This is a genomic window from Shewanella sp. 3_MG-2023, from assembly GCF_030548765.1.
Lineage (GTDB): Bacteria > Pseudomonadota > Gammaproteobacteria > Enterobacterales > Shewanellaceae > Shewanella.
This window is the reverse complement of sequence record NZ_JAUOSH010000003.1, coordinates 211835-225460: the sequence shown is the minus strand read 5'-3', so window position 1 is coordinate 225460 and position 13626 is coordinate 211835. Positions and strand designations below refer to the sequence as shown.

Sequence of the window (13626 nt, the reverse complement as noted above, 5' to 3'; positions counted from 1 at the left end):
GTAGCGATAACCCTCTCTCTCCGAAAGTAAAGAACAAGCCGTTACACGAGACCTTCGGCTCGTGAACTAAATCGTTAGGTAGCCAAGGAAGGGAGTCTTATGGAAGGTTTTAAATTTAGTCCCAAAAGCAAAAAAATTTTGATGCTGCTAGTTATATTAGCCCTTACTCCATTTGCACCTGAATTACTCTTGTTTATGGATGTTGCTGGTGTAGAAGTAGCCTTTACATGCCTCCTCATCATGATTAAGCCCATGAAGCTTTGGGTTGAGTGCCAGATAGTTAAAATTAAAGAGTTCAGCCGTGTGATGATACTTGCTGTAAAGCAGCACCCCGTAAGTGATGCGCGAGTGTTTGCAGGTCATTATTTTGCCTTTTCTTTAACACTCCTATTAACAAGCTCACTATTTGTGTCAAGTTCAATATGGTTGCCGATTTTAGTCATGGGTAGGTATATAGCGTAAGGATACCTAACAAGCTGCTAAATCCAGATTCACCAAGGCTGTCATGCCATTTTCTGTGCAAATCGCCCGCCAGCACTTGGTTCACTTATTAGCAGGGCGTTAGGCACTCGAGGAGTCGGAGTCCACTTATGAAATACATATATATTTTATTGTCTATTACCTTTAGCTCGTTGGTCACAGCTGAACCTGAAGAATATTTTGGTGAATATCAAGGAGCAGTTAAAACTGAATGGTTAGAAGAAGGTAGAAAAATGAAGTTACTTGAAGACTTTAACTTCACTGATCCCAATGAAATGGTCTGGCTTGCTCCGAAAGATAGAGTAATTGATGGAGCATCTATTCCTAAGTTTGTATGGTCAATTATTGGCTCTCCGTTTTCAGGAAAGTACCGCAACGCCTCGGTCATTCATGATATCGCATGCGAAGATAAAGTTAGAACATGGGAGTCCGTGCACTTGGCGTTTTATTACGCTATGAGAGCTTCTGGTGTAAATTCAATCAAGTCAAAAATAATGTATGCAGCGGTTTATCATAAAGGGCCGAGGTGGCCTATCAGCAAAAAGGTCTTGGTAAGGGAGATGCAGGCAGTTAAAACACTGGATCCATCGCCGGGTATAACTGGTCATAAGTGGATAAGTGTGGAAATTCCAGCTGTATACGAAGTACGAGTGATTGCCCCGTCGGAGCAGACCCTAAATGAGGAGCAGCTGGAAGGGTTAATATCTAAGTTAGAAAATTCTAATGTAGAGCTTTCGATTGAAGATATTCAAAATTACTCAGTTCAGTAAGAGCCTAACAAGTATGTAAACCAGACCCAAAACACGTCGCTCAATTTGTGCATGGGCTTCGCCCATTTTTGCACAAATAGCTCGCCATGTTTTGGGGCTGGTTACATAGGCGTTAGGCTCTTATCGCCCTGCGCCTACCGATTCTATTTAATTTATAAACTATGGAGAAGTAAAATGGCTAAAGTAGAATGTCCCAAGTGTGGTCATAATTTCGAAGGCTCATCTTTAAAGGGTGCTGCAGCAGCGACGGCTTCGGCGGCTTTAGGAGCCAAAATTGGAGCCGGCTTTGGTATTGCAGGTGGGCCTCTTGGTGCCATTGCAGGAACCATCCCAGGTGCAATTATTGGGGGAGTAACTGGCTATTTAGCATCAAATAAATTTTACCAGTGTGACTGCTGTGATAAATATTTTATGTTGTAGTTCCTGTAACTAGGTTTATAGCCTAACAAGGCGCTGCACCCGATAAATTGAACAGCGCCATTTTTTGTGTGCCAGTCCCTACGCTGATTTTACACAAAAAATACCGCAGTCCAATTTGCGGGTGAGCGAGGCGTTATACGAATAAGGAGCTTTCGTGCAAAAAGTAGAAGATCGTTGGGAATTGAAATTAACTAAGCCATTGGCCTCAATATCTCTTTGGGTATTTGTTTTTTTCTTTAGCCTTACCCTTGGAGTTGCCGCATCAATTTGCACTAGTAACTGGGAATGGTTTGGTCGCACTGGTTCAATGGCCACAATCTCTGGTCTTCTTCTAATCATGAGGCCTTTCATGAGAAAAGGTAGCGTCCAGCAAGCACGCTCAGGTGTTCTCGCCCAAATTGCTGTTGACGCTGATGGCAATCAGGGAGAATTTATTGATCCCCAAGAAATTAAAGATGGCACAGCTGCGTTAGTTGGTGCCATTTTCACAATAGCCGGAACAATTGTGTGGGGCTTCGGTGATCTCGTATAACAAGGCCATCAACCATCGCCACTTCGTAGCTGGACAGCCTAAAGTGTGCTTCGCACACGGCTGCCGGTTATGGCGGCGTTAACTGCCTATAGTTTCCATATCTTATTCCGAGGAAGAACAATGACTCAAGAAACTTGTTATATGTGTGAAAGGCCAAGAACCTCTGCCGAACATGTTCCTCCTCGTTGCTTATTTCCAGAGAGTAAGGATTGTGAAAATGGAGAGGATTTTAGGAAAAATTTAATTAAAGTACCTTCATGTGATGTTCACAATTCAGCTAAGTCTTGTGATGATGAGTATATGTTAATTACATTTGCTAGTAATGCTATGACAAATGAAGTTGCAGATATTCATCAAAAAACAAAACTTAAACGGATACTTGATCGTAAACCACATATTTTTAAAACTCTCATTCAAAACTCTGTTCCCATTCAAGTAATAGACCCGGACGGAAAAGAAGCTGTAAGCTGTATTTTTAAATTAGATAAAAATCGTTTCTTTGAACAGTTACGTTGTGTCGCGAATGGCATTTATTTTCATCATTTAAAAGAAAAAGCAACACTTCATACTGAAGTGAATCCTATCAAAGGGTTTTCAACAACCAGTAAAAATGCAAACCAAAATAATTCTATTAGCAAAAGTTACAGTGATAAGTTATTCCCTAATATACAAAAGTATGGGGATAATCCAGATATTTTCTATTATCAAGTAAGTAGTGAAACACCGAAAATGCTAATGAAGTTAGTTTTTTATAGAGATATTGAGTTTATTGCAGTGTTCAATATAGATCTAAAAGGCAGTTAGCAATGGAATTAAACGAAACTAAAACAGTGGGTTACGTTTCGCTTTGCTACACATTATAACCCACTGCTTTAGTCCGCTTATTGCGGCGTTACCACATATCAGGTCGCCATACTTTACCTAATGGAAGTCGTTGCTTTCAGAGTTTAAGCGCTAACGCGTTTTTGTCCATAAATGAGTTAGTAGCTTAACTAATTTTAAGAATTCTATGCATGGAATTACCATGTTTAATCATTAAGAATGTTGACTTTTTTGCCATTCAGAAATATAGTCAATCATAGTTAGCAATTGCAGCTTCTATTTACATTATTTATTTGCAAGCAATTGAAACTAAACGACTAATTTTGAATTTAATACGGAAGCCTTGGGTTCAAATCCCTATCTCTCCGCCATATTCAAGACGAAAGGCTCATCAGAAATGATGAGCCTTTTTTCGTTTAAATCACTAAAAATATTGAAGATTAATACTATTAATTCAAAATTGCTTTATTGCCTAGTATTTAAATTGCCTGTTTTATAGTCACTTATTTGCCTTGAGAAGATTGACTCAGTCAATGTCACTGCTTTTCATATGAGCAAGCCCCCAGTAATGTTTGCTCAATATGTTTATCCTCGTTTCTTCTAGCATTTTATGCGCTGATAAGAATATTTACTTTTAATTATGTGTATTGGGGGCGTTTTAGATTATGTGCATCATGCTAAGACTCACCGTATAATGCCAACCTATACAGTTTTTACGATTAAAAGCCATATTATGCCAACTACTAACCAAACGGGTTTGCTAGCGCCTGCTGATAAGAGCGAAATTCATCAGCATTTTAAAATATTTAAACCGTATGGTTTTTTAAGCCAGTTTGTACCTGAAACCCGTAAGAAGAAACATCTACTGGGTGAGCTATTTAATTTCCCCGATAAAACCATGGCCATTGGTCGGTTAGATCATGACTCAGAAGGACTGTTATTACTCACCACTGATGGCATGATGAGTCATAAGATCAGAAGTAAAGGTATAGAGAAAGAATACTATGTACAGCTGGATGGTGATATTACTCCTGAGGCGATGTCATTACTGCAAAATGAGGTTGAAATTGGCATTAATGGTAGTAAATATTTAACCTTGCCTTGTAAGGCGTTCAAATTAGATGAAGAAACTTCGCTTCCCTCTCGGGGTCGTAAAATTCGCGACCCAAGACATGGGCCAACAAGTTGGGTTTCTATTACGCTTTGTGAAGGTAAGAATCGTCAGATCAGAAAAATGACTGCAGCCGTAGGCTTTGCCACCTTAAGGCTAGTTAGAGTGAGAATTGGCGATATACATATTGATAATATGGCTGCTGGTGATGTTATTTCGCTAACTAGTTTTGATGCTGCTTTCTGTTGATAGCATACTGGTGTTTAGAGCTCTATTGCAGCTGCCGTGGGGCTTTATATTGGGTTATCTATTACGTTTGTCAATCTCAACATCAAACTTTAGTTACAGGTAAATCACTAAAAAAATAAAAAGCCAATGGCTTGGTCAACACACTTAAGTAATCCACTAAATTAGCTGTTGTATGATTGAATCAGTAATGGATTGGGGGAACCGTCGATTCATTTGATGATATTCATAATCCAACAATCCAACAATCCAACAATCCAACAATCCAACAATCCAACAATCCAACAATCCAACAATCCAACAATCCAACAATCTCACAATCCAACAATCTCACAATCTAACAGTCCAATTATCTTATTTCCAATGAAAATTTCTCAATATTTTTCGTGTTTTTTATCAATGTTAATAATATAAACATTGATGATGCTGTACATTAATTAACCTTTATTGGTTTTGCTTTTATGAATGGATAATTATAAACGATCAGCTTTTCTATCAATGTAAAAGTTATAAGTTGTATAAGTTTTGCACAAAAAAATTGTTTGTTTTATAAATATACATTAATTGATGCCTACTTTAATTTTTTGTTTCAGTATATGGTTAGATCTTGTTTGTTTATGAGTATTAAGGTTTTATTTTTGTTTTATTAAATATATCGGTTTAAGTAAAAGGTTTGACTGGTTAATAATTACCTCGGGATGCGATAATTATTAAATAAATGTTAACTCAAGTGGTAAGGGTGTTTTTGTGATATTAATCGTAAGTTTTTCTTGCTATGAGAGTGTAGCTTACTTAATATCGTGGTGTTGATATAAAAGGCTTTTTTATAAAAAATAGTCGAAGTAAATGTTGCTAATTTTTAAGTGTAAATACATTTAGTAATCATTTTTCATTTTAATAATGGTTGTTTTGTGTAGGGCTGCGGTTTTATTGAGCAGCCTCAATTGCTCATGTTGATAAATTGTGATCTAATTGGCTGAATATTTCTAGCTTCGTTCATTTCAAAGACTTTTGAATGTTAATTCGTTGTTATATGTTTTATGTATAACCGCGTTGTATATTCTTCCTGCCGATAAATCAACCTCAAATAAATAATTATTAAGCCCGAATTCAACCTATTGCGAAGGGGTTGAAATTTACTAATGGAAATAAATGCGATGCTTAAAAAAACAACAGTTGCAATCGCCTTGGCTTCTTTATTTTGTGTGAATGCTGCCACTGCAGTATCACTAAAAGAAGGAGACAACGGAGATTATATTCGCCTATTCGGTGAAGTGGGTGTTGGGGGTCATTTCGGTACTAACTCTGATTATAATCATGACGAGTTTTATGATGCCAAAGGTTTTGTCGATGACAGTTTTGCCACACTAGGCGTAAAAGGCCAAAATAAAAACTATATCTACCGATTAGAACTAGACTACCAACGAAGAAATTGGCTAGGAGGGGATGGTGAATTTGAACTTGCGATTGACAAAATGTATGTCGGTTATGTGTTCAATGATATTCACTGGATTGAACTTGGTTTAACAGATACTGCATTTGATGAATACGATCACTTTGGCGACTTTACCTTCAACAAATCGGTAGAGACAGGTGAAGCTGGCGATCAAGAAAACACGCTCAAGTACGAAGCTAAATTTGAACACTTAATCTATGGTGTTTCTTATTCTTATGATGGCAAGCACAAAAGTGGTGCTGCACAAGGAGATATCGTCAACGCGTATGTTGGTTGGATGTCTGACTTTGTTTCTATAGTGGCTGGTATCGAAGCCCGTGGTGGTTCTGAAGGTATTTCTAAGTATGGCGAGCAACAGCTAGCTGGTTTAGGGATACGTGTTAAGGTTATTCCGCAATTTTCTCTTGGTTTTAATGGCTTCATAGAAGATGAAGATCTATCTACTCGTAAAAGTGGCGATGTCCACCTTGGCTATGAAACTTTCCGCAATTATGGCGCAACACTCAGTGCTAAATATGATTTCAATGAATCATGGGAATTCATCGCTTCAGCAAATCATGAGCAATATGAAGGTTGGGACGTAGAAAGTCCAAATTATGACTACACCGAACTTCCAGCTGAATACGGTAAAGATCGTCAATGGGCCAGCTTAGGTTTCAACTACCGTCCAGCAAGAGACATCGTGTTATCAGTTGAAGGCCGTGTTGGCGAAGCACCAGAAGCCGCTTACGCCTATGCGCGTATGTACTTCTAGCTCTATTCCAAAGATAAAAATATCGAGTTTACTATGAAGAAAAGTTTTCTTTCATTGGCTATCGCCAGTATTTTCAGTTGTGGTGTTAACGCTGGCGTTAATGACCTACTGATCACCGAAATGGTGCAAAAAGATTATGGAGCTGAACTTGGCTCTGTTGAAATTACCAATACTCATACTACCGAATCATTTACCTTTACCGATGATACCGCGGTGTTTATATGGGGTAACGGCAAATATGAAAACCAAATGTATAAAGCAGACGGTGAGCCTTTATTAACTGGTATTACCGTAGAACCAGGTAAGTCAGTTGTTGTTCTTAATACTGCTGCAAGTGACGAATATAAAAAAATTATTACTGACAATGGTGGTAGCTTTGTTATTGGCGAAGGCAATGGTAATTACAGTGATTTCTATTTAAGCGGTAACGATGGCTTCTACATTAAAAATGGTTCAACCATTATCGACAGAGTAGGGGCTGCGGATAACACCAGTGTGTGGGCACCAGACACGACACTGCGTCGCCGTATGGATAGTGAAGGTAATGCACCAGTTCCTTCAGCAAGCTTTAATGCTTCTCAATGGGAAGTTATTAGCCCGTTAGATATATCAACTGTGGGTACACCTAACTTAGCAGAAGCTTATGAGCCGTTTGTTTGTGCTGATTTAACCACTATTGCACAAATTCAAGGTACTGATGGTACATCACCTTTAAAAGGTGAAAAAGTGGCAGTTGAAGGTGTCGTTACTGCTGTTGTAAGTTTACCTAAAAAAGGCTTTTACTTACGTGATGTAGTTGCTGACGGTAACCCACTCACATCAGATGGTATTTTTGTTGAAAGTGGCAGTGCAGATAGTCAGCTAGTTGGCCGCACGATTTGTTTAGGCAGTGAAGTCGCTGAAAGCTATGGACAAACTCAGTTAGCGACCGATGATTGGGAAGTGACCAATAGCGAGTTCACGCCAACTGTGGCTACTGATATTGAAATGCTGGAATCAGATGGTGGTTCATTTGAAACCACACTCAATCGTTATGAAGGCATGTTAGTCAATCTGCCAGCAGATATAAATCCGCTTGAAGATGGCAATCAAGATATGCGTGTAACACGTAGTTTCAGTTTTAACTACGACAGCTACCGTAATAATATTACTTTGGCTTACAAGCGCCCAAATCTACAACCGAATCAGCTAAACGTACCTGGTACACCTGAATCAGCAGCCGCAGCGGCACAAAATGATGATTATCGTTTGGTTGTTGAAAGCGCGACTAAAGCTTCTGATGGCGTAATACCGTATTATCCTAACTTTGCCGTTGCACCAGAAAACAACTACATCCGCATTGATGACAGTGTAGTGGGCATGGAAGGGGTGATTAGTTACAGTTTTGGTGATTACGCCTTAACAGTGACGAATCAATTAACCAGCACAAACTTTATCCATAACCTGCCAAGAACCGATAGTCCGGATATTTCTGAAGCGGTAGAAGACGATCAATTTGCTATTCGTATCGCCAGTCAAAATTTATTCAACTATTTCAATTCACCATTTGGTGGTGATCAGAACCAATTCGGTCAAAGCCGTGGTGCTGATACTCATACTGAGTTTACCCAGCAAAAAACCAAGTTAGTTGAAGCTATCCGTGCGTTAGATGCAGATGCAGTAGCATTTATGGAAATTGAAAATAATGGCTATGGCTTGAAAAGTGCTATTGCCGATTTAGTCAATGAAGTAAACGTCTACTACAACGACGAGTATGCCAATAATTTTGATAAGCCATATTCAACGGAAAACCGTTACGTTTTTGTAGGCTTTGATCACAACGGCAATGGCATGCTCGATGAGTTAGATTCACTGGGTTCTGATGCTATTGCTACCGGTATTATTTACCGTCCAAGTAAATTAAGTATTGAGCGCACCCGAGTTGTTACGATGCCTCAGCAAAAAGCGCCAACGATTGTTAATGTTAACAACGAGGTCATTAAAGATAGCAAAGGTGAAATTTTAGAAAGTGGTCAAAACTATCACCGTGATGCACTTGTGGTTACTTTCCTTGTTAACCAGACTGGTAAGCGTTTAACCCTAGCGGTTAACCACTTCAAATCAAAAGGCTCAACTTGTTGGGAAGACTGGCAAGGTGTTGAATTTGGTGACGCTACCACATGGACCCAAAAAGCACCTGATTTAGACTACCAAGGTGCGTGTTCAGAGTTCCGAATTTCTGGCGCGGTTCAATTAGCAGAAGAACTTAAGAAAGTTGAAGGTGATAAAATCATCCTAGGCGACCTTAATGCTTACGCTAAAGAAGATCCACTATTAGTACTAACAGAAAACCCACGTAATAAAACCTTGATGACAGCAAGTCATACCTTTGTTGGTGCTAAGCCACAATTTAAAGTTGATGGTTCTCCTGTCGCGATTACCGATAGCTATGGGTATGTCGATATTATCTCTAAAGTATTTGAGAAAAAGGGGAAAACACCTTGGAGTTACTCGTTCAATGACGAGGTTGGTTCGTTAGACCATATCTTGGTCTCACCTTCTCTAGAGCAACGCGTTATTGATGCTGCTGATTGGCACATTAATGCTGCTGAATCTAACTTGTTTGACTATAACAATGAGTACAAAGGTGACTACAGCAATGAATACAATAAGTTCTATGCTGAAGATCATTTCCGCTCTTCTGATCACGATCCTGCTTTAGTCACACTAAGTTACTTACCTGGTGAAGCGGATTCAAATCGTTCTATTTATCTACCAAAGTTACAGAAGTTGATGAAAGTGCCTTATCAAATTCCAACTAAAGCCGCCGCTTTAGCAGGTGATATTGCCACTATCAAATTGACACCAAAAGACGATAAAGAAAAACTAGATTTAAGCCAGATGGTTGAGCCAAATGTGGTGCTCACAAAAGATGGCCAAGCACTAGTTAACTTTGAAGTATTTGGTGCTCCATCTGCTGAGTACAAGGTTAAAGTTGCACTTGAGCGTAACGGTGAAGTGGTAGAGGGCTCTTCAGTATCATTTGACATTGAAGTGGCAAATAGAGATGGGTTAGTTCCTGAAATAATAGAAGAAAAACATGATGGTACTGGTGGTAGTACTGGCTTGTTTAGCTTGTTAAGTCTTCTGGGTTTATCAGCTCTTCGTCGCCGTAATCGCAAATAGGTTCAACCCCAGGTGAGGTGTTCACTTCGGTGACACCTCACCACCTAATAAAAAGATAACACTATGAATAATAAAATTAATGCCGTTGCTAAAGCAGTTACCCTATTGCTAGCAGCTGCGTCAACAACTGCCAATGCTGATCTTATCATTACCGAGTATGTTGAAGGTGGTGGACAGAATAAAGCGATCGAGCTTTATAATTCCGGTGATGCCGCTCAATCTTTAAATGGCTATAAACTTGTTCGCTACAAAGATGGAGATACCTCTCCATCAGATATGGTCGTGTTTTCAAATGAAGAAATTCCTGCAAAAAGTATTTTAGTGGTTAGACATGCTGATGCTGAATTGGACCTTGATGCTAGTGTCACGGATATGGTTGGCGAGCTTCAGCACAATGGAACCGATGCTGTTGGGTTATTAAATGGTGACCTAGTAATTGATATCGTTGGTGCAGTACCAACCCCTGCTGGCTGGGGGAAAGATGTTTCATTACGACGTATCAATAGCTCTAGTTCTATGGTTTCTAAAGCTATTTTCGACGAAAATGATTGGACTACAGAGCCTAAAGACACTGTAGATGGCTTAGGCTGTATTGGTGAGGCTGCCTGTACTTTTGTCGCCGAACCAGGTGTGTTGTTAATCACTGAATATGTTAAAGGTACTAGTAACAATAAAGCCATTGAGATATCGAATATTGGTGATAGCGCACTAGATTTAGATGCTTCTGAGTATAAACTTACCCTATTTTTCAACGGGTCAACTACCCCAGGAAAGACTCAAATTTTATCTGGTATTTTAAATGCAGGTGAAAGCCGTGTATTTCATCACTCAGACGCTGCAGATGAGTTCAAGGTTGGTGATGAATCGGAAGTGACCTGGTTCAATGGTGACGATGCACTAGTCCTTTATAAAGACGATGTGGTTATCGATCGCTTAGGTAAGTTGGGTGAAGATCCAGGTTCAGAATGGACAGACCCAAACGACCCAAATTTTTCGACTAAAGACAAAACCCTTCGTCGTAAAAATAGCATTACTGCGGGTGATACCGATGCTACAGCAGCTTTCCCAGGTGATAACAATCAATGGCTAACCTTTGATGTTAATACTGCAGATGGCCTTGGTTGTATGGGTGAAGTTGCTTGTACTGAAACGCCTGTTGAGCCTGAGCCAGATCCTACACCTTGTTCTGGTTGTGAAGAGTTAACGCCAGTAGCAGATCCAAATACCTTCGATACCAACGTTTATTATACCAATGTACTCAGCGGTAACTTTGACGATGCTGAAGCAATGAAAAATGCTATCTCGGTTGCCATTGCTACAGGTCATCAGCAATTGACCTACAAGCAAGTGTGGACTGCGTTGACTTACTCAGATGAAGACCCATCTAATAGTAGCAATGTTATTGAACTTTATACTGGTAAATCAGTATCTAAACAAAATAACGGTGGCAATACATCTGATTGGAACCGCGAACACATTTGGGCAAAAAGTCATGGTTTCCCTAGTGAGTCACAGCTAGGTTATACCGATGCACATCATTTGCGTCCAACCAATGTTAAAGTTAATTCAACCCGGAGTAATTACGACTTTAACGAGTGTAGCGATACCGGTACTGAGGTAGCTGAAGCACCAGGTAACTACCTTGATGCTGCAGCACGTTGTTTTGAACCAAGAGATGAAATCAAAGGCGATGTGGCGCGGATGATCATGTATATGGATACACGTTACCAAGGTAACGATACCAATATGCCTGATTTAATTGCGATTGATCGCATCACCACCGCTGATGAAGTTGCCAATAACGAGCCGTTACATGGCAAGTTATGTACTCTTTATACGTGGCACCAACAAGATCCTGTCGATACGACAGACATAAAACGTAACGATGCCGTTTATACCTACCAAGGTAACCGTAACCCTTACGTTGATTACCCGCAGTGGGTTCAAGAAGTCTATGGCGATCAGTGTGGCGACCCAGTTAATCCTAAACTAGATGTTGATATCATCATTGAGTATCCAGAAATGGTTAATGAAGGTGAAACATTAATAATTGATGCTTCTGCAACGGTTGCGAAAGATGATGCAGAACTCACTTTTAACTGGGAACAAACATCAGGTCCAGCTGTAGAGTTTGATGGCGCAAATGCTGTTTTAACATTATCAGCACCTGAAGTCAGTGCTGATCAGCAACTGCAGTTTACTTTAACAGTGAGTAATGGTTTGTTAGAGAAAACTGAAGTCGTTAATGTAAAAGTGGTTAATGTACCGCTGACACTTGATATCAGTTTTAGTGGCAACACAGAGCTAAATGAAGGTGACAGCACAGTGATCACAGCAGCCATAGCCAATGAACCTGAAGGATTACAATATAGCTGGACACAAGTTTCAGGTATGAGTGCGGATTACACTGCTGATGGTTTAGTGCTGAGTGTGACTGCACCTGACGTTGATGTTGATCAAACATTAGTGTTTACACTTTTCGTGAGTGATGGCGAAGAGCAATACAGCACCAATGTCAGTATTGATGTGAAAAACCAACAAGAGAGTGGTTGGAGCAAGCCTGATGGTGCAGGTAGTTTAGGCGCTGGCTTGCTAATGTTATTACCGCTGTTATGGCGTCGACGTCAATCTTAAGCTTTTGAAGGTTTATTTTTGAGTTAAAATTTGAGAAATATATAGCTTAGAAATAAATGGTAAAGATTAAATTAGCCCAATTACAAGGGCTTAATAAAAGTCCACCAGTACAAAGCCTGCTTTGTGCTGGTGGACTTTTTTATTTTCAATTGATTTTTTTTGTCTCATTCATTTTTTTGATAAAGGTCAGTACATTCTGATCCATAGGTAAAGAACCAGGTGGGCATGCGCCACCTGGAATTAGGCCTGAATATTGGCCTTAAAATTCTATATGGGAAGGGGGTTAACGAAAGTAACGGAAAGCAGTCACTTCAATCAGGTTGAGCTTTTAAGAGTTATGACTGCCTGTCATCATGCTGAGTGAACTTTAAGATTAGTGGCAGGCAATCTTCGTTATAGCGTTGCAGTGATTATCTGAACTCAGAACTTTGACTGTGGAGGCTGATTTACGTAAATAGAGGGATATTATAAGTTCCATTTTACCCCTCTACTTTATCAATTGGCTATATTCTTAAACCATTGTGATGGTTATTCTGCAGGTAATTCAGTGCTTTTATAAATGGGATCGACCTCAAGTACTGGCGCTGCATCGAGTTCGTTGGCATCCATCATAGAGCCAATACGTTGCATTGATGATAAAAGCTGAGACTGTTCCCATTCTTCTAATGCGCAGAAATTTTGAATAAAATGCTCCTGCAATGGCTTTGGCGCTTCAAGTAAACAAGCCTTGCCCTCATCAGATAAATATAAACTAACCCGTCTTTTATCTTGCTCACTTCGGACTCTTTGAATTAAATTTCTGCTTTCTAAGCGGTCTAAAATGTTAGTCACAGTTGCAGCGCTCAAGTTGATATTTTTAGCCACTTGACTCGCTGTAACACCATTAATACCGGCGATTTCTTGCATGATCATTAATTGAGGCCCGGTTATACCAGACTTTTTATTCAACTGTTTTGAGTGCAAATCAATTGCTCGAATCACTTTACGTATCGATATTAATAGTTCTTCGTATTTTTCCATTGCTTCTTCTAGTTATTAGCCATGAGTGTAGGATAACACTAACCTTATTTTTTATCAGTCCATATTGTCTATTAGCAATAAGTCTTAGCTGCTTTCGAGTCGAATACTAACCATTTTTGCTTTTAAACAATAACCACTTTTCAAAAATGGGATTAACTCAAATGATTTATTTTCATGTCGTAAGAATTAGCGGTCATTAAGCTACTGTAAAATATC

Annotated in this window: 10 protein-coding genes; 9 read left to right on the top strand and 1 reads right to left on the bottom strand. The window is 39.4% G+C overall.

From position 1 onward, the window contains the following. Positions 1–99: 99 nt before the first annotated feature. The 9 genes from Q4591_RS03185 (at position 100) to Q4591_RS03145 (ending at position 12390) form a co-directional block, all read left to right on the top strand. Positions 100–462, top strand: a complete 363-nt coding sequence (locus tag Q4591_RS03185; protein ID WP_102436174.1) for a hypothetical protein — start codon at positions 100–102, stop codon at positions 460–462. Between the two features lie 128 nt (positions 463–590). After that, positions 591–1250, top strand: a complete 660-nt coding sequence (locus tag Q4591_RS03180; RefSeq protein WP_303459348.1) for a DUF1353 domain-containing protein — start codon at positions 591–593, stop codon at positions 1248–1250. Between the two features lie 174 nt (positions 1251–1424). Then, positions 1425–1670 (top strand): hypothetical protein, encoded by a 246-nt coding sequence (locus tag Q4591_RS03175; RefSeq protein ID WP_102530789.1) that lies wholly within the window; start codon positions 1425–1427, stop codon positions 1668–1670. 154 nt (positions 1671–1824) lie between these two features. Beyond that, positions 1825–2202, top strand: coding sequence for a hypothetical protein (locus Q4591_RS03170; RefSeq protein ID WP_303459344.1), 378 nt, complete (start codon positions 1825–1827; stop codon positions 2200–2202). A gap of 120 nt (positions 2203–2322) precedes the next feature. Continuing rightward, positions 2323–3006 carry a hypothetical protein gene (locus Q4591_RS03165; protein ID WP_303459341.1) on the top strand — a complete coding sequence of 228 codons (684 nt, stop codon included), beginning with the start codon at positions 2323–2325 and terminating at the stop codon, positions 3004–3006. 751 nt (positions 3007–3757) lie between these two features. Beyond that, positions 3758–4384, top strand: a complete 627-nt coding sequence (locus Q4591_RS03160; RefSeq protein WP_303459339.1) for a pseudouridine synthase — start codon at positions 3758–3760, stop codon at positions 4382–4384. A 1154-nt stretch (positions 4385–5538) separates the two neighbouring features. Further along, positions 5539–6591 carry a porin gene (locus Q4591_RS03155; protein WP_303459337.1) on the top strand — a complete coding sequence of 351 codons (1053 nt, stop codon included), beginning with the start codon at positions 5539–5541 and terminating at the stop codon, positions 6589–6591. 33 nt (positions 6592–6624) lie between these two features. Further along, positions 6625–9756, top strand: a complete 3132-nt coding sequence (locus tag Q4591_RS03150) for an ExeM/NucH family extracellular endonuclease (protein WP_303459334.1) — start codon at positions 6625–6627, stop codon at positions 9754–9756. A 63-nt stretch (positions 9757–9819) separates the two neighbouring features. Further along, positions 9820–12390, top strand: coding sequence for an endonuclease (locus Q4591_RS03145; RefSeq protein WP_303459332.1), 2571 nt, complete (start codon positions 9820–9822; stop codon positions 12388–12390). 528 nt (positions 12391–12918) lie between these two features. On the opposite strand, the gene Q4591_RS03140 is transcribed toward Q4591_RS03145, so the two are convergent. Beyond that, on the bottom strand, positions 12919–13410 hold the full coding sequence (locus tag Q4591_RS03140; protein WP_076543138.1) for a MarR family winged helix-turn-helix transcriptional regulator: 492 nt from the start codon (positions 13408–13410) through the stop codon (positions 12919–12921). Positions 13411–13626: the final 216 nt, after the last annotated feature.

Bases quoted from the DNA above. Each gene is read 5' to 3' on its own strand.
- Q4591_RS03185 (WP_102436174.1), top strand. From the start codon at position 100: ATGGAAGGTTTTAAATTTAGTCCCAAAAGCAAAAAAATTTTGATGCTG.
- Q4591_RS03180 (WP_303459348.1), top strand. From the start codon at position 591: ATGAAATACATATATATTTTATTGTCTATTACCTTTAGCTCGTTGGTC.
- Q4591_RS03175 (WP_102530789.1), top strand. From the start codon at position 1,425: ATGGCTAAAGTAGAATGTCCCAAGTGTGGTCATAATTTCGAAGGCTCA.
- Q4591_RS03165 (WP_303459341.1), top strand. From the start codon at position 2,323: ATGACTCAAGAAACTTGTTATATGTGTGAAAGGCCAAGAACCTCTGCC.
- Q4591_RS03160 (WP_303459339.1), top strand. From the start codon at position 3,758: ATGCCAACTACTAACCAAACGGGTTTGCTAGCGCCTGCTGATAAGAGC.
- Q4591_RS03155 (WP_303459337.1), top strand. From the start codon at position 5,539: ATGCTTAAAAAAACAACAGTTGCAATCGCCTTGGCTTCTTTATTTTGT.
- Q4591_RS03150 (WP_303459334.1), top strand. From the start codon at position 6,625: ATGAAGAAAAGTTTTCTTTCATTGGCTATCGCCAGTATTTTCAGTTGT.
- Q4591_RS03145 (WP_303459332.1), top strand. From the start codon at position 9,820: ATGAATAATAAAATTAATGCCGTTGCTAAAGCAGTTACCCTATTGCTA.
- Q4591_RS03140 (WP_076543138.1), bottom strand. From the start codon at position 13,410: ATGGAAAAATACGAAGAACTATTAATATCGATACGTAAAGTGATTCGA.